Below are 15,094 nucleotides of genomic sequence, written 5' to 3'. Positions count from 1 at the left end.
GCCCTCATATAGAGAGCAAGGCACTGTTTCTCAGGAGGTCATCATGATTGCCAGCAAATTCGGTATCGGACAACAGGTTCGGCATAAGCTGCTGGGGTACTTGGGGGTGGTGATTGATATCGACCCTGAATACTCTATGGAACAGCCTAAAGCTGATGAAATAGCAGCGAATACCGATCTACGCTTCGCCCCTTGGTACCACGTGGTGATGGAAGACGAAGAAGGCCAACCGGTGCATACTTACCTGGCGGAAGCACAGTTGGATGGGGAAGCCCAGGAAGCTCATCCTGAACAACCCTCGCTGGACGAATTGGCGGAGTCTATCCGTCACCAGCTGCAAGCCCCACGCCTGCGCAACTGATGCGTCAGGCCTGAGAAACAAACGACGAAGGCCTGGCACAATGCCAGGCCTTCTCTTTTTCAGCGCTCCAGCCCCAGACGCGGAATTTCGATTTTAGGGCAGCGATCCATCACCACCTTCAGCCCCGCCTCGTTTGCCAATGCCGCGGCCTGTTCATTGATGACACCGATTTGCAGCCACAGAGCCTTGGCTCCTATCGCTATCGCCTCTTGTGCCACCCCATACGCCGCTTCTGAATTACGGAACACGTCCACCATATCCACCGGATGCGGAATATCTTTCAACGTGGCATAGGCCTGCTGACCCAGCAAAGTTTGCCCCGTCAGTTTTGGGCTGACCGGCGTAACCTTGTATCCCTGGGCAAGCAGATAGGCCATCACGCCAAAACTCGGCCGTGCCGGATTATCACTGGCTCCCACCAGTGCAATGGTTTTCACCTGTTGCAGCAGGTCGGCAATATCGTTGTCTTGCATTTTCCGCTCCCAATTTTCGACGGGGATTTCCCTATTTCGAGTGTAACCCACTGACCTTAAATCGGCTAAACCCAGAGTCACTGAAACTCCCGGCAACTTTTGCGGTCAGATGCTGTCACTGCCAGCATCTGCGGGGCAAAATAGTGTCAAAATAAATATAAATATGTACATTTGTAAATAAAACCATGATGCTGAAAAACTTTGACACAACCTGTGGCGTGTTCGACACTAATAACGATGCACTTATAAGGAGATAACAATGAAATTTGGTCTGATGGTTGCGGGGCTGCTTAGCATCGGTATCAGCATGCCTGCCGTGGCTACGACCCTGAAACTCTCCCCTGACATCGACCTGCTGGTGGTCGACGGCAAGAAAATGACAGGTTCGTTGTTAAAAGGTGCCGACAGCCTGGAGCTGGATGGCGGGCAACATCAATTACTGTTTAAAGTGGCCAAGTCTGTACGCTCAGGGCAAAACGAACAAACTGTCTATACTTCACCACCTCTGGTCGCCACCTTCAATACACAGAATGTCAGTTCTGTAGCCATTGAGCTGCCACGCATTGAGAATGTCCGGGATGGTCAGCGATTTGATAAAACGTTCAATTATCAGGTGATTGATAAGAACGGCAATGCATTGGCCATGAAACACGACGTATTACGCCCCGATGACATCACGCTTAGTATCGATCTGGAAAAGCTGATGGCAGATTACAACAGTCAGAAACACCCGGCTTCTGTACCGGCGTTCATTCATGTTCGCACCACTACGCCCAGCTCACCGCTGGCGAGCGCAGCGTTAAACTCACCCACGGTGACACTGAAAGGTGAAAACGTTTCCGAACAGATGCTGCAATATTGGTTCCAGCAGGCAGACAAAGAAACGCAAAAGCGTTTTCTTCATTGGGCAAATAAACAGCCAGTGCGTTAAGCAAGATTGATGACGCCTTTTATTTAAAGGCGCGCTTTCTTCGCATTTTCAGGTGTAAACGCTAGGCAGTGAAAAACAGTTTCAGTAATCTGTCGCATATCACCTGATTAGCGAAGGAAATCCAGATGGAATTTACCACCCGCACTATCGCCGCACGCAAGCACATTGCGCTGGTGGCTCACGATCACCGTAAACAAGCCCTGTTGGCTTGGGTTGAAGAAAACAAGTCCGTGCTGGAACAACACCAACTTTATGCCACCGGAACCACCGGCAACCTGATCCAGCAAGCCAGCGGCATTCCGGTACATAGCATGCTAAGCGGACCTATGGGGGGCGACCAGCAGGTGGGGGCACTGATTGCCGAAGGCAAAATCGATATGCTGATCTTCTTCTGGGATCCATTGAACGCGGTACCCCACGATCCGGATGTGAAAGCCCTGCTGCGTCTGGCAACCGTATGGAATATCCCCGTAGCCACCAACCGCTCCACCGCAGACTTCCTGATTGACTCACCACTGTTCAAAAGCGAAGTGGAAATCGCCATCCCTGACTACCAACGCTACTTGCAGGATCGTCTGAAGTAACTATCAAGGCCTGGTTTCCCCAGGCCTTGGGTTTAGGGCTTCTTCTGTATCGGCACGCCGAGATCCTGCAGTTGTTCAACGAACACCGACGGGCGCTCGCGATCCTGTAATAACCACACCTGATGCTTGGCGCGAGTGAGCGCCACATACAGCAGCCGCCGCTCCTCGGCATCCGGGAAATCTTCAGGCTGCGGTAATAGAACGTCTTCTAATATCGACTCACGCGCAACCGCAGGGAACCCGTCGTTACCCTGGTGCAAACCGGCGATAATCACATACTCGGCCTGCTGCCCTTTGCTGGCGTGGATGGTCATAAACTCGATGGTCAACTTGGGCCAGCGGGTTGCCGCTTTTGACAACACTTGCGGCTTCAAATGATGGTAGCGTGCCAGCACCAGGATCCGCTCCTCGGGCTTGGCAAAGCCACTCAGCTTATCCAACAAATTTTCAAGCTGTTCATGCGCAAGCAGGACCACTGATTTCTTGTTGCCTTTACTCAGGCTGTTCAGCGGTTTTTTCAACTGGTGCGGGTTCTGCTGTACAAACCGGTTCGCCACCTCACCGATGCGCTCATTGAAACGGTAAGTGGTGTCGAGTGCACATTGAGCCCCTTCGCCAAAGTTCTCGGCAAATGCGGTGGTCAACGTCAGTTCAGCACCACTGAAGCGATAAATGGCCTGCCAGTCGTCACCCACGGCAAACAGGCAAGTCTGCTTGTTTTGTTTCCGTAGCGCCGCCAACAGTTGCGCCCGTTGTGGTGAGATATCCTGAAATTCATCCACCAGGATATGTTTCCATGGGCTGACAAAACGCCCTTTCTCCAGAATATTGACCGCCTGATGGATCAGACCGGAGAAGTCTACGGCCCCTTCCTCTTTCAATGCGCCTTTCCAGGCCTTGAGCAAAGGTGCCATCAGCCGGATACGTTTTGAAAACAGGTCACGGACCTCTTCATCCGCCTGTTCAATCATTTCCGCCTGGCTACCGCCGTGCATCCGCATCAACCCCAGCCAACGCTCCAGTCGGCCGGCCAGCCGTTCTGCCAGGCGTTTATCCTGCCAAAAATCACCTTCCGGCACTTCCCATTCCAGTTCTTCGAGCAACCATTGACGCCACCCCTTGGCCTGTGCTTTTTTCTCTGCGCACTGCTGCTGCCAATGGGCGATCAACAAAGCTCGCCGAGCTTTGCTGTCAGTTTCCAGCTTACTGATAGCCGGAACCTTGCGGTTGCCCTGCTGGATAATCTGCAGCGCCAACGCGTGGAAAGTTTTGGCCTGAATAGCCACGCTGCCCAGGCGCTCCTGAATGCGCTCGTTCATCTCTTCCGCTGCCTGCCGACCGAACGCCAGCAACAGGATTTGCCCCGGTTCAGCCTCCTGACGACGCAGCAGCCAACCGGCTCGCGCCACCAGCACCGAGGTTTTCCCACTGCCGGCCCCGGCCAGTACCAATACTGAATCTTCGCCATTAACTACTGCGCGGCTTTGTGAGTCGTTCAGGGGGGAGGTTTCGATGTTCTGGAAGAAGTCGTGGTAACTCTCCAGCATACGTTCGGTCCACTGCTGATTACGCAGCCCTACACTGTGTAACCCCTGCTGCAGCCATTGCTGACAAAGCAGATAATCATCCCGACAATTGTCGAATTGCTCCAATCGCGCCACCGGCATGGGTAAGGCGCCGAAAGACTCGCGGATTTGTTGCTGCAACTTGCCCAGTTCGGATTTTTTAAACCACTTATCCTGCTGCTCAATACGCTGGATATGTTCAACCTGTTGTTGCAACACGCCAGCGCTGACCTCGCTCATTTCAGCGCTCCACTGTTGCCAGGCCTGCTGGAGATAATGATAGAAGCGTTGGGTTTCCTGCCATTCGGTCCCATGCAGGCGCACCACTTTCTCATCCGGCAGCTCAAACTCCAGTTCGCCCCAGACGATGCCCCGCTTGCATCTGACATGAATCAACTGATTGAAAGGAATAAGATATTCATGCTTTTCACCGCTCACCTCGACACCGGCGTGCAGCAACCGCACACGGTTATAAGGATGCTGAGCCAGGTGTTTCCCCAGCGATGTCGCTTTAAGTTCCATATCGTCGCGCCATGACTATGTTGAGATTAAATAACGGATATCTGCCAGTTTACCTGCGATAAGCAGTGGCACTCTAGCGCTAAAAAAAGGGTAGAATAGATTTTGCGTTTTGATAGCAAACGCACCGCATCGCGGTTTGACCATCATTAGAGCAGAATGACGACTATGCGTACTGTACTGAATATTCTTAATTTTGTCTTAGGCGGCTTTTTCACCACCCTCGGCTGGCTGGTCGCAACGGTGTTTAGCGTGGTGCTGATCATCACCCTGCCGTTAACCCGCTCCTGCTGGGAAATCACCAAGTTATCGTTACTGCCTTTCGGTAACGAAGCGATTCACGTTAATGAATTGTACCCGGAAAAAAGCAATGCACTGCTTTCCGCCAGCGGTTCACTGCTGAACATTATCTGGCTGATCCTGTTCGGCTGGTGGCTGTGCCTGTCGCATATTACCGCCGGGATTGTGCAGTGTGTAACGATTATCGGCATCCCGGTGGGCATAGCCAATTTCAAAATCGCCGCCATTGCTCTGTGGCCAGTTGGGCGCCGTGTGGTATCTGTTGAAATGGCGCAACAGGCCAGAACTGAAAATGCCCGACGTCAGTATCAGCAGCGTTAATTTTTTCTCCGCCTGAGGAGTTTTTCGTGCTCTCTTTTGCACCAGCAATACGCCGTTATGCCTACAACAGCAATCTGCTTTATGATCTGCGCATCTTCATTGCGCTGGCTGGCGCAGCCGCCGTACCCTGGTGGCTAGCCATTCCCAAACTCACCATTCCCCTGACTCTGGGGGTGGTGGCAGCGGCGTTGACCGACCTGGATGATCGCCTGGCTGGCAGGCTGCGCAATCTGTTGATCACGCTGGTGTGTTTTTTTGTAGCTTCCGCCTCCATCGAACTGCTGTTCCCTTATCCGTGGCTGTTCGCTCTTGGCCTCACCGCTTCGACCTGCGGTTTTATTTTGCTGGGTGCCCTGGGGCAACGTTATGCCACCATTGCGTTTGGTGCCTTGCTGATCGCGGTCTATACCATGCTCGGCACCTCAATGTACGACGCCTGGTATCAACAGCCGACGCTGCTGATCATTGGAGCCCTGTGGTACAACCTGCTGACGCTGATTGGCCACCTGATCTTTCCTATCCGACCTTTGCAGGAAAATCTGGCACGTTGTTACAATCAGTTGGCAAGTTACCTGGATGCCAAGGCCAATCTGTTTGACCCGGATGTCGAGCATGATGCGGACCTGCCGTGGATGGACGTTGCCATGGCCAACAGCGCGCTGATGACCACGCTTAACCAGGCCAAAGTTTCATTGCTGACGCGGTTAAAGGGCGACCGCGGCCAGCGTGGAACCCGCCGCACCCTGCACTATTATTTTGTTGCACAGGATATCCATGAGCGGGCCAGTTCCTCCCACGTTCAATATCAGGCACTGAGTCGACAGTTTCGTCACAGTGATATTCTGTTTCGTTTCCAGCGTTTGCTCAGCATGCAGGCTCGCGCCTGCCAACAGTTGGCGCAGTCGATTCTGCTGCGGCAAAAGTATCAGCACAACCCTCGCTTCGAACCGACCTTTGGCCGTATTGAAGAAGCTCTGACTCGCATTACCATCACCCCGGAAAACCGTGAACTGACCAAGGCGTTATGGCACCTGTTGAAAAATTTGCGCGCAATTGACGCCCAACTGGCAAATATTGAGTCAGAACAGGCGCTGGCCAACGGCGTGGCGGAAGAGAATAGTCTATCGGATGACCGACTCACTGGCTGGAGCGATATTCGCTTGCGTATCAGCCGCCATCTAACACCTCAGTCTGCCTTGTTCCGACATGCCATCCGAATGTCAGTGGTACTGTGCGTGGGCTACGCCTTGATTCAGTTTACCGGCATGCAGCACGGTTATTGGATCCTGTTAACCAGCCTGTTTGTCTGTCAACCCAATTACAACGCCACACGTCGCAGGCTGGCTCTTCGAATTATCGGCACGCTGGCCGGTATTCTTATCGGCCTGCCGATCCTCTATTTTGTGCCCTCGCTGGAGGGCCAGATGGTGCTGATCGTCATCAGCGGCGTTCTGTTCTTCGCTTTTCGAACTGTGCAATATGCACATGCAACCATGTTTATTACCCTGCTGGTGTTGCTGTGCTTTAATTTGCTGGGTGAAGGTTTTGAAGTGGCCGCGCCCCGTGTTTATGACACGATTCTGGGATGCGCCATCGCCTGGGCGGCAGTCAGTTTTATCTGGCCAGACTGGAAGTTCCGCCAATTACCGGCAGTCGTCACTAAAACGCTGGACGCCAACTGCCGTTATCTGGATGCCATCCTGGTGCAATATCATCAGGGTAAAGATAACGGCCTTCCCTATCGTATCGCTCGCCGGGATGCACACAACAGTGATGCAGAACTGGCTTCGGTGATATCAAATATGTCTGCCGATCCAAAAGCTGATAAAGAAGTTCAGGAAGCCGCCTTCCGCCTGTTGTGTTTAAACCACACCCTGTTGAGTTATATCTCTGCGCTGGGTGCACACCGTGAGCGTCTGAACAACCCTGCTACGCTGGATCTGTTAAATGATGCGGTTTGTTATGTCGATGGCGCCCTGCATCAGGAAGAACTGGACGACCGGCGCATCACTCAGGCGTTGGAAAGCCTGGCTGAACGTATTGTGCACGCTGCGCCGGAACCGGAAAGCAAAGATCAGTTGGTGTTGCAGCAAATTGGACTGGTCATTGAGCTGCTGCCGGAACTTACCCTACTTAATACCCAAATCAGCAAATCGGCTTGATCACCTGGGGCCTTTTATCAGGCCCCGGACTCCCGGATTATGTCCGTGACTAAGTAACGACATGGTACGTTCAAACCAATTAGTCAGTTCACTGCGCATTTCCGAAGGTAAAGCCTCATGATGATAACCGGCAATAGCCCCGCCCAGAGAAAGCAGTACCCGCAATCCTAAATTGCGCTGCTGCTGCAACAGACGAAGATAGCTGCGTTTGGCGCCATTCAGGCGCAAATCATAAACATTACGAATTCCTGCCCGCCAAAGTAGCCGTTCCATATTGATGTCGATGTTGGGTAAGGTTTTCAGCCGTCCCTGGTTGTCCGTTTTAACCTTGAGTTCCCGGCGCGCTTCACGAATAGCCTGCCAGGCTAACCCCACAAGCTCCCTCCTGTCGCGCCACAGCGTTTCATCGACCCAGTAATAGCGCATGGTAATAGGTACCCCCCGTTTGGAGTACACCATATTGACCATGCCGCGAGAGCGAAAAGCAGGCTCCAGGCTATCCGTCGCGCGAAGATACAACTCCCCTTCAGCAATCACAGCGAACATGACGCCGTCGGCCAATACCCCATAACCGCCAAATTGCGAGCGTGTAGTAATGCTGCCTAATGCGTAAAAATACGCTTTGGCCTGCACGATCCTTCCACTTGATGTCCCTTTCATAGTGTTCTCCTTGTGTAGATTAGTGTTCTATCATTCCCCACATCAATGAAATAAAAGTAACGTGAACAAGTAATTAGAAAAATACGCACTATCGGCAGTCATGCCAATCACAAACGTCCGGTGTATGAAAAATGATCGCAATTATGCGAGGTACTACGAAGATTTGGGTTGATCTTAATCACAACTGGATGTACTGTATAAACATACAGTGACACTACGGGCGGGATACTTTATGCGTACTCAATCACTCTACAAAACCCATTTCAGCCACACCTCTTTTGCGGTGAGTAATGCTGCAGAGAGCACGGATGCCGGCAAAGAGAATGGCCTTATCAGTGAACTTGTTTACAACGAGCATCAGCCCGCAGTGGCGCAATTGTTGCTACCTCTGCTGCAACAACTGGGAATGCAGTCACGTTGGTTGTTATGGCTGACGCCACAGCAAAAACTGAGTAAGTTATGGCTACAACAGTCCGGCTTGCCGGTTGGAAAAGTGGTGCAGCTGAGCCAAATTAACCCGCTGGATACGGTTGACGCGATGGAAAAAGCGCTGCTGACGGGTAACTACAGTGTAGTCCTTGGATGGCTGCCCGATCTTACAGAAGAAGATCGTCTAAAATTAAGGCGTGCGGCAGAATTAGGTAACGCTTATGGGTTCATTATGCGTCCTCAACGTGACATAAACCCGATTCACGGACACTGTTCCACCCTAAAAATTCACTCTTCTTTGTATCATTAAGTAAATTTAGGATTTTTCCCATCATTTTCATCTCCCTGCAAGGGAACCTTTATGGGATCAGGGACAAAACGAGTGCGGCTGCGGTTCCGCGAGCAAAAACCAAGGTTGAAATGCTCGTTTTTTTGCCGGTTAATGTTAGTAAACATGTCTATTTCTGCGTTTTTTTTTAGAGCTTTATCACATCACACTTGTAACTTTCGCGCCACGTTGTAGACTTTACATCGCCAAGGTTGCTCTATAACGCCAGATAAACTGGCAGAGTAACAAACGAGGGCTCAAACCTTGGCGAAGGAATTTAACCAAGGGCTTAAAACAGCTTTAAAGCTCATTGCCTATTTGGATGATAACGAGGCGCAAAATGAAAAAGACAGCTATCGCATTAGCAGTGGCACTGGCTGGTTTCGCTACCGTAGCGCAAGCCGCCCCAAAAGATAATACCTGGTACACTGGTGCTAAACTGGGCTGGTCCCAGTACCATGACACTGGTTTCTACGGCAACGGTTACCAGAATGGTATCGGCAATGGTCCGACCCATAAAGATCAACTGGGTGCTGGCGCGTTCCTGGGTTACCAGGCGAACCAATACCTGGGCTTCGAGCTGGGCTATGACTGGCTTGGCCGTATGCCTTACAAAGGCAGCGTGAACAACGGTGCTTTCAAAGCGCAGGGCGTTCAACTGGCCGCTAAACTGAGCTACCCAATCATGGACGATCTGGACATCTACACTCGTCTGGGCGGCATGGTATGGCGTGCAGATTCCAAAGCTAACTACGGTAACGGCACTCGTCTGAGCGACCACGACACCGGCGTTTCTCCTTTGGCAGCAGTTGGTGTTGAATACGCACTGACCAAAAACTGGGCTACTCGCCTGGACTACCAATTCGTTAGCAACATCGGTGATGCAGGTACTGTCGGCGCACGTCCAGACAACACCATGCTGAGCCTGGGTGTTTCTTACCGTTTCGGTCAGGATGATGTTGTTGCTCCAGCACCAGTTCCAGCTCCGGCTCCAGTTGTTGAAACCAAGCGTTTCACTCTGAAGTCTGACGTGCTGTTCAACTTCAACAAATCTACCCTGAAAGCTGAAGGCCAACAGGCTCTTGACCAGCTGTACACTCAGCTGAGCGCAATGGATCCTAAAGATGGTTCTGCTGTAGTTCTGGGTTACACCGACGCCGTTGGTTCTGACCAGTACAACCAGAAACTGTCTGAAAAACGCGCACAGAGCGTTGTTGATTACCTGGTATCTAAAGGTATCCCTTCAGACAAAATCTCTGCACGTGGTATGGGCGAAGCTGATTCCGTCACTGGCAACACCTGTGGCTACAAAGCTGGCCGTGCTACCAAAGCACAGATCGCTTGCCTGGCACCAGATCGTCGCGTAGAGATCGAAGTTAAAGGTATCAAAGACGTTGTAACTCAGCCACAAGGCTAAGCTACCACTCTTAGTAAAAAACCCCGCAATGCGGGGTTTTTTTTCGGCTAAATTAATTGGTATTGGTAACAAAGAGCCCCTTCCATTGCAGAAACTGACTGGCTGGTGGGTTTACTCTTTGTCTTTACCGAGAATAGCTTTTAAATCCTGTTTTAAAGATGACATCTGGCTGGCGTACTTCTCTTTACGTTCCGCGTCTTCGATTAACTGCACCACTGTTTCTGATAAAGTCACCCCACGGCGACGAGCCAGCGCGGCCAAACGCTGCCAAACCAGAAACTCCAAATCGATAGATTTTTTACGCGTATGTTGGTGTTCTGCGTTAAAATGACGTTTACGCCGTGCGCGGATAGTTTGCTTCATCCGGTTATCCAGTTCCGGATTCATATGGTGGCCTATCCACGTCAGCACTTTTACCGGCTCATTTTCCAGCTTCAGCAGCTCGTCAATGGCTTCCTGAGCAACGCTGTTTTCAATGTGGCGGGTAATAGCTTCCCCTTCCCGGTGCTTTTTCACCAGGTACTTCCATTTCCAACCGCTCTCCAGATTTTCCAGTTGCTGATATTTCATCATGAGCTCTTCAGTGACCGCGTAACTTTATTAAGCATAACAGCTTTACGCCGAATTTCCCCGGCAATTACACCTCGTTTTAGACTGTTTTTTGCACAGTCATCGCTCGATGTCAAACTCCCTGACATCAACTGTAACTCTGCATCTATCAAGCTGCCGTTATTCTTGTATAATCGCCCTTTCCCTTTTTGACGATTGCATCTAACACTTTGACCAATAACCGACTTGAATGGCAATCACTGTTGCCGGACGTTACGCCTTATCAAGCGATATTTGATACCGCCGCGCAGTTGGCCCCCGTGTCCTTTGCCGCTATTCAGCCTCGGCTGGAAAACGCACTGACGCTGTTTTGCCATCCACAGTCACCACCGCGTTTCATGTTGTTGAAAGCGCAGGAAACGCGTGAGTATCTGGCGCTGATCGCCCAGGCAGTTGAACAACTGCAGCCGCAGAATACCGCATTCAAGGGCAGTCACTATGTGATCCAGGGCAGCAAGGTCAGCGTAGAACCCGCCAGCCAGGGTGATGAACCCTTTGCCGCCGGTGGTGCCTGCGTGTTTCAAGAGTGGGTTGAACCTGAGCAGCTGTTTGGCTGCGTCCGGATCCACAATGATGAAATCAACCTGCAGCCCGGCCTGGTGCATCAGGCCAATGGTGGCGTACTGATCCTGTCTGCGCGTTCTCTGCTGGCTCAGCCGCTACTGTGGCTGCGTTTGAAGCAGATGATTACCCAACGTCAGTTCCACTGGGTTTCCCCAGATGAAACACGCCCATTGCCGATCACCATTCCAGCCATGCCTCTGGAATTGCGGTTGATTGTGGTAGGTGATCGTCACGGCCTTGCCGATTTCCATGATATTGAACCGGAGCTGAGTGAGCAGTCAGTTTACGGTGAATATGAAGAAGATCTGCAACTCACCGAAATCGATGACATGGTGCAATGGTGCGGTTACGTCAATAGCCTCATCGAAGAACAGCAACTGCCGCCACTGGCAGCCGATGCCTGGTATCCATTGATGATACAGGCAGTTCGTCACAGTGGTGATCAGGGCAATCTGCCGCTGTCCCCACTGTGGCTCGGCCAGCAACTTTCCGAAGCCGCGCTGTACGTCGAAGAAGAATGCATCACTGCCAAAGCGTTTGAAGCCGCGCTGAATGCGCGCGAGTGGCGTGAAAGCTATCTTGCCGAACGGATGCAGGATGAAATTGAGCTGGGCCAAATCCTGATTGAAACCGAAGGCGAGGTCGTCGGCCAGATCAACGGCCTGTCGGTGTTGGAATACCCTGGCCATCCGCGCAGTTTCGGTGAGCCCTCCCGTATCAGCTGTGTCGTGCATCTTGGCGATGGTGAATTCACCGACGTTGAGCGCAAGGCCGAGCTTGGCGGTAATCTGCATGCCAAGGGCATGATGATTATGCAGGCATTCCTGATTTCCGAACTGGAACTGGATCAACCGCTGCCCTTCTCCGCTTCGATCGTGTTTGAGCAGTCTTATGGCGAAGTGGATGGTGACAGCGCCTCATTGGCTGAGTTGTGCGCATTGATCAGTGCGCTGTCACTGCAACCTATTACCCAGCAGATTGCGGTAACCGGTTCTGTCGACCAATTCGGTAATGTGCAGCCGATTGGCGGCGTTAACGAGAAGATCGAAGGCTTTTTCGAAGTTTGCCAACGTCGTGGTTTGACCGGCAAACAGGGGATTATCCTGCCCGCCACCAATGTGCGCCATCTGTGTCTGCATCAGGACGTGGTCGATGCAGTGCGCGAGGGGCAATTCCACCTGTGGGCCGTCAACAGCGCTGCGGAAGCCTTGCCATTACTCACTGGTTACCCCTACTCTGATGAACAGCAACCGAACTTGTTAGCGGCCATTCAGGAACGGATAGCACAGGTGAATCCACAGGAACGCCGGCGCTGGCCATGGCCACTTCGTTGGCTCAACTGGTTCAACCACGGCTGATCGGACTTGTTCAGCGTACACGTGTAAGCTAATCTGCGCCCTTCAATAAAATAAGGTTTACTGAGAACATGGTAGAAAAACGCGACTCCTATACGAAAGAAGACCTCGAAGCATCCGGCCGTGGCGAACTGTTTGGCGCTGGTGGCCCGCCATTGCCGGCAGGTAACATGTTGATGATGGACCGCGTGGTCAAAATGACCGAAGACGGTGGTACCTACAACAAGGGTTATGTGGAAGCGGAACTGGATATTAATCCGGACCTATGGTTCTTTGGTTGCCACTTTATCGGCGATCCGGTGATGCCAGGCTGCCTGGGTCTGGATGCCATGTGGCAGTTGGTAGGTTTCTACCTCGGCTGGCTGGGTGGCGAAGGTAAAGGTCGTGCACTGGGCGTGGGTGAAGTTAAATTCACCGGCCAGGTTCTGCCAACCGCGAAGAAAGTCACCTACCGCATTAACTTCAAGCGTGTGATCATCCGTAAACTGATTATGGGTGTGGCTGATGGTGAAGTCCTGGTCGATGGTCAGGTCATTTACACCGCCAGCGATCTGAAAGTGGGCCTGTTCAAGGACACTGCGGCGTTCTAACCGCAATCACGGCGGCCTTCCTGGTCGCCGTTTATTTCCTTTAGTTATCTTTTAATCGTTGCGTCCATAGCGGCTAAACAGTAACTACAATAATTGTAGTAACCAGGAGGTATGCCATGCAAAAAACTCGTTTTGATAACATGCCATGCCCGGTAGCTCGCTCACTGGACCGCGTCGGAGAATGGTGGAGCATCCTGATACTTCGCGATGCGTTTCATGGCCTGTCCCGGTTTGATGAATTCCAGCAAAGCCTCGGGCTTTCCCCCACCATATTGACCCGTCGCCTGAAGTATCTGGTGGAAAGCGGCATTCTGCATAAACAACGCTATCAAACCCGGCCGGTACGCTATGAATATTTGCTGACCGAGCGCGGTAAAGATTTTTTCCCGGTGCTTGCAGCCCTGTTTCACTGGGGCAATACCCATTTGGCCGATGACGGCATTAGCGCCGAACTGGTCGATCGTCGTACCGGGCAACCCATACGTGTGCAACTGATCGACAGCATTACTCAGCAGCCCATTGCGCTGCATAATATTACTTTAGCGCCAGGGCCGGCGGCGACCGACAGCATGCGTCAGCGCGCTGCCCTGATGCTGCAGAATCTTTCTGCATTCCCCCCTGAATCATCCAAGGAGTCACTATGAACACTCGTCGTATAGTCATTACCGGCATGGGCGCCGTTTCGCCACTGGGATGCGGCGTAGAGGCTATCTGGCAGCGTCTGCTGAACGGCCAGTCCGGCATTCGTCCGCTGCCAGAAGAGATCGTCGCCGACCTGCAGGTAAAAATCGGTGGTCAGGTACCTACTTTGGAACAAGATCCCGAGGCGGGCTTCGATCCCGACCTTTCGGTTGCGCCAAAAGACCAGAAGAAAATGGACCGTTTTATCCTGCTCGCCATGGCGGCGGCCGATGAGGCTATCCGTCAGGCAAGTTGGGTGGCAGACACTGAAGACAAGCAGGAACGCACCGCAACCGTGGTCGCTTCCGGCATTGGCGGTTTCCCGGCAATCGCCCAAGCGGTGCGTACTACCGACAGCCGTGGCGCCAAACGCCTGTCGCCTTTCACCATCCCCTCTTTCCTGGTGAATCTGGCCGCGGGTCATGTATCGATTAAACACCAGTTCAAGGGCCCGATTGGCGCCCCTGTGACGGCTTGCGCCGCAGGCGTACAAGCCATTGGCGACGCCGTACGCATGATTCGTAACGATGAGGCCGATATCGCGCTGTGTGGCGGTACAGAAGCGGCAATCGATACCGTTAGTCTTGGCGGCTTTGCGGCTGCCCGCGCCATGTCCACGACGCCGGCAGAAGCGGCGGCAACGGCTTCACGGCCTTTTGACAGCGCACGTAACGGTTTTGTTATGGGGGAAGGTGCCGGCATGTTGGTGATTGAAACTCTGGAACATGCACTGGCCCGTGGGGCAACGCCACTGGCAGAAATTGTCGGTTATGGTACCAGCGCAGACGCCTACCATATGACCTCTGGCGCCGAAGATGGCGACGGTGCCTATCGCGCAATGAAGATTGCCCTCAAACAGGCGGGCGTTACACCAGAACAGATTCAACACCTGAACGCGCATGCGACATCCACACCGGTGGGTGATTTAGGCGAGATTAACGCCATCAAACATCTGTTCGGTACTAACGGCAGCGTAGCGGTCACCTCAACCAAATCAGCGACCGGCCATTTGCTCGGTGCCGCTGGCGGGCTGGAAACCATCTTTACTGCACTGGCGTTACGCGATCAGATTGCGCCGGCCACGCTGAATTTGGAAAATCCGGATCCGGCAGCGGAGGAGCTGCATCTGGTCGCGAACCAAGCGGAGCCAATGGCTATCAACTATGCGCTGTCTAACGGCTTTGGTTTTGGCGGTGTCAATGCGAGTATTTTGCTGAAACGCTGGCAGGGGTAATATTGCCTTGA

The 15,094-nt window shown here is 52.6% G+C and carries 15 protein-coding genes; 11 read left to right on the top strand and 4 right to left on the bottom strand.

Annotated features, from left to right (window positions below; all coding sequences use genetic code 11):
• Nucleotides 1-43: 43 nt before the first annotated feature.
• Complete coding sequence (gene hspQ / locus E5C26_RS08995) at nucleotides 44-361, top strand: heat shock protein HspQ (RefSeq protein ID WP_012006190.1); 318 nt, start codon at nucleotides 44-46, stop codon at nucleotides 359-361.
• Between the two features lie 59 nt (nucleotides 362-420).
• On the opposite strand, the gene E5C26_RS08990 is transcribed toward hspQ, so the two are convergent.
• The gene (locus tag E5C26_RS08990) at nucleotides 421-834 is read right to left on the bottom strand and encodes a CoA-binding protein (protein ID WP_135315990.1); all 414 of its coding nucleotides are present in this window, start codon (nucleotides 832-834) and stop codon (nucleotides 421-423) included.
• Between the two features lie 259 nt (nucleotides 835-1,093).
• On the opposite strand from E5C26_RS08990, the gene E5C26_RS08985 reads away from it, so the two are divergent.
• Both E5C26_RS08985 and E5C26_RS08980 read left to right on the top strand, forming a co-directional pair.
• Nucleotides 1,094-1,765 (top strand): DUF2057 family protein, encoded by a 672-nt coding sequence (locus E5C26_RS08985; protein ID WP_135315989.1) that lies wholly within the window; start codon nucleotides 1,094-1,096, stop codon nucleotides 1,763-1,765.
• Nucleotides 1,766-1,890: 125 nt separating this feature from the next.
• Nucleotides 1,891-2,349: a methylglyoxal synthase gene (locus E5C26_RS08980; RefSeq protein WP_135315988.1), complete on the top strand. Its 459-nt coding sequence runs from the start codon at nucleotides 1,891-1,893 to the stop codon at nucleotides 2,347-2,349.
• A gap of 32 nt (nucleotides 2,350-2,381) precedes the next feature.
• On the opposite strand, the gene helD is transcribed toward E5C26_RS08980, so the two are convergent.
• Nucleotides 2,382-4,436: a DNA helicase IV gene (gene helD / locus E5C26_RS08975; protein ID WP_135315987.1), complete on the bottom strand. Its 2,055-nt coding sequence runs from the start codon at nucleotides 4,434-4,436 to the stop codon at nucleotides 2,382-2,384.
• A 165-nt stretch (nucleotides 4,437-4,601) separates the two neighbouring features.
• Here helD and E5C26_RS08970 point away from each other — a divergent pair, with 165 nt between their 5' ends.
• Both E5C26_RS08970 and yccS read left to right on the top strand, forming a co-directional pair.
• Entirely contained in the window at nucleotides 4,602-5,054 is a 453-nt protein-coding gene (locus E5C26_RS08970; RefSeq protein WP_135315986.1) for a YccF domain-containing protein, read from the top strand.
• 26 nt (nucleotides 5,055-5,080) lie between these two features.
• Nucleotides 5,081-7,216: a YccS family putative transporter gene (gene yccS, locus E5C26_RS08965; protein WP_135315985.1), complete on the top strand. Its 2,136-nt coding sequence runs from the start codon at nucleotides 5,081-5,083 to the stop codon at nucleotides 7,214-7,216.
• Here the strand turns inward: yccS and E5C26_RS08960 are convergent, their stop codons facing one another.
• Nucleotides 7,217-7,876 (bottom strand): TfoX/Sxy family DNA transformation protein, encoded by a 660-nt coding sequence (locus tag E5C26_RS08960; RefSeq protein WP_135315984.1) that lies wholly within the window; start codon nucleotides 7,874-7,876, stop codon nucleotides 7,217-7,219. It lies immediately after the preceding gene.
• A 232-nt stretch (nucleotides 7,877-8,108) separates the two neighbouring features.
• Between E5C26_RS08960 and sulA the strand changes: the two genes are divergently transcribed.
• Both sulA and ompA read left to right on the top strand, forming a co-directional pair.
• A complete protein-coding gene (gene sulA / locus E5C26_RS08955; RefSeq protein WP_135315983.1) occupies nucleotides 8,109-8,615 on the top strand; it encodes an SOS-induced cell division inhibitor SulA in 507 nt (168 codons plus the stop codon).
• 358 nt (nucleotides 8,616-8,973) lie between these two features.
• Nucleotides 8,974-10,050, top strand: a complete 1,077-nt coding sequence (ompA, locus tag E5C26_RS08950) for a porin OmpA (protein ID WP_135315982.1) — start codon at nucleotides 8,974-8,976, stop codon at nucleotides 10,048-10,050.
• A 111-nt stretch (nucleotides 10,051-10,161) separates the two neighbouring features.
• Here the strand turns inward: ompA and matP are convergent, their stop codons facing one another.
• Nucleotides 10,162-10,620, bottom strand: coding sequence for a macrodomain Ter protein MatP (gene matP / locus E5C26_RS08945; protein WP_135316038.1), 459 nt, complete (start codon nucleotides 10,618-10,620; stop codon nucleotides 10,162-10,164).
• A gap of 209 nt (nucleotides 10,621-10,829) precedes the next feature.
• Between matP and E5C26_RS08940 the strand changes: the two genes are divergently transcribed.
• The 4 genes from E5C26_RS08940 (at nucleotide 10,830) to fabF (ending at nucleotide 15,083) form a co-directional block, all read left to right on the top strand.
• Nucleotides 10,830-12,581: an AAA family ATPase gene (locus tag E5C26_RS08940; RefSeq protein WP_206194252.1), complete on the top strand. Its 1,752-nt coding sequence runs from the start codon at nucleotides 10,830-10,832 to the stop codon at nucleotides 12,579-12,581.
• A 68-nt stretch (nucleotides 12,582-12,649) separates the two neighbouring features.
• Complete coding sequence (gene fabA, locus E5C26_RS08935) at nucleotides 12,650-13,168, top strand: bifunctional 3-hydroxydecanoyl-ACP dehydratase/trans-2-decenoyl-ACP isomerase (protein WP_037419266.1); 519 nt, start codon at nucleotides 12,650-12,652, stop codon at nucleotides 13,166-13,168.
• 116 nt (nucleotides 13,169-13,284) lie between these two features.
• Entirely contained in the window at nucleotides 13,285-13,812 is a 528-nt protein-coding gene (locus E5C26_RS08930) for a winged helix-turn-helix transcriptional regulator (protein ID WP_135315980.1), read from the top strand.
• A complete protein-coding gene (gene fabF / locus E5C26_RS08925) occupies nucleotides 13,809-15,083 on the top strand; it encodes a beta-ketoacyl-ACP synthase II (RefSeq protein ID WP_135315979.1) in 1,275 nt (424 codons plus the stop codon). Before E5C26_RS08930 ends, fabF begins: the two co-directional genes overlap by 4 nt.
• Nucleotides 15,084-15,094: the final 11 nt, after the last annotated feature.

This window comes from Serratia proteamaculans (assembly GCF_004684015.1).
Classification (GTDB): Bacteria; Pseudomonadota; Gammaproteobacteria; order Enterobacterales; family Enterobacteriaceae; genus Serratia; species Serratia proteamaculans_F.
This window is presented reverse-complemented; position numbering and strand designations above follow the sequence as displayed.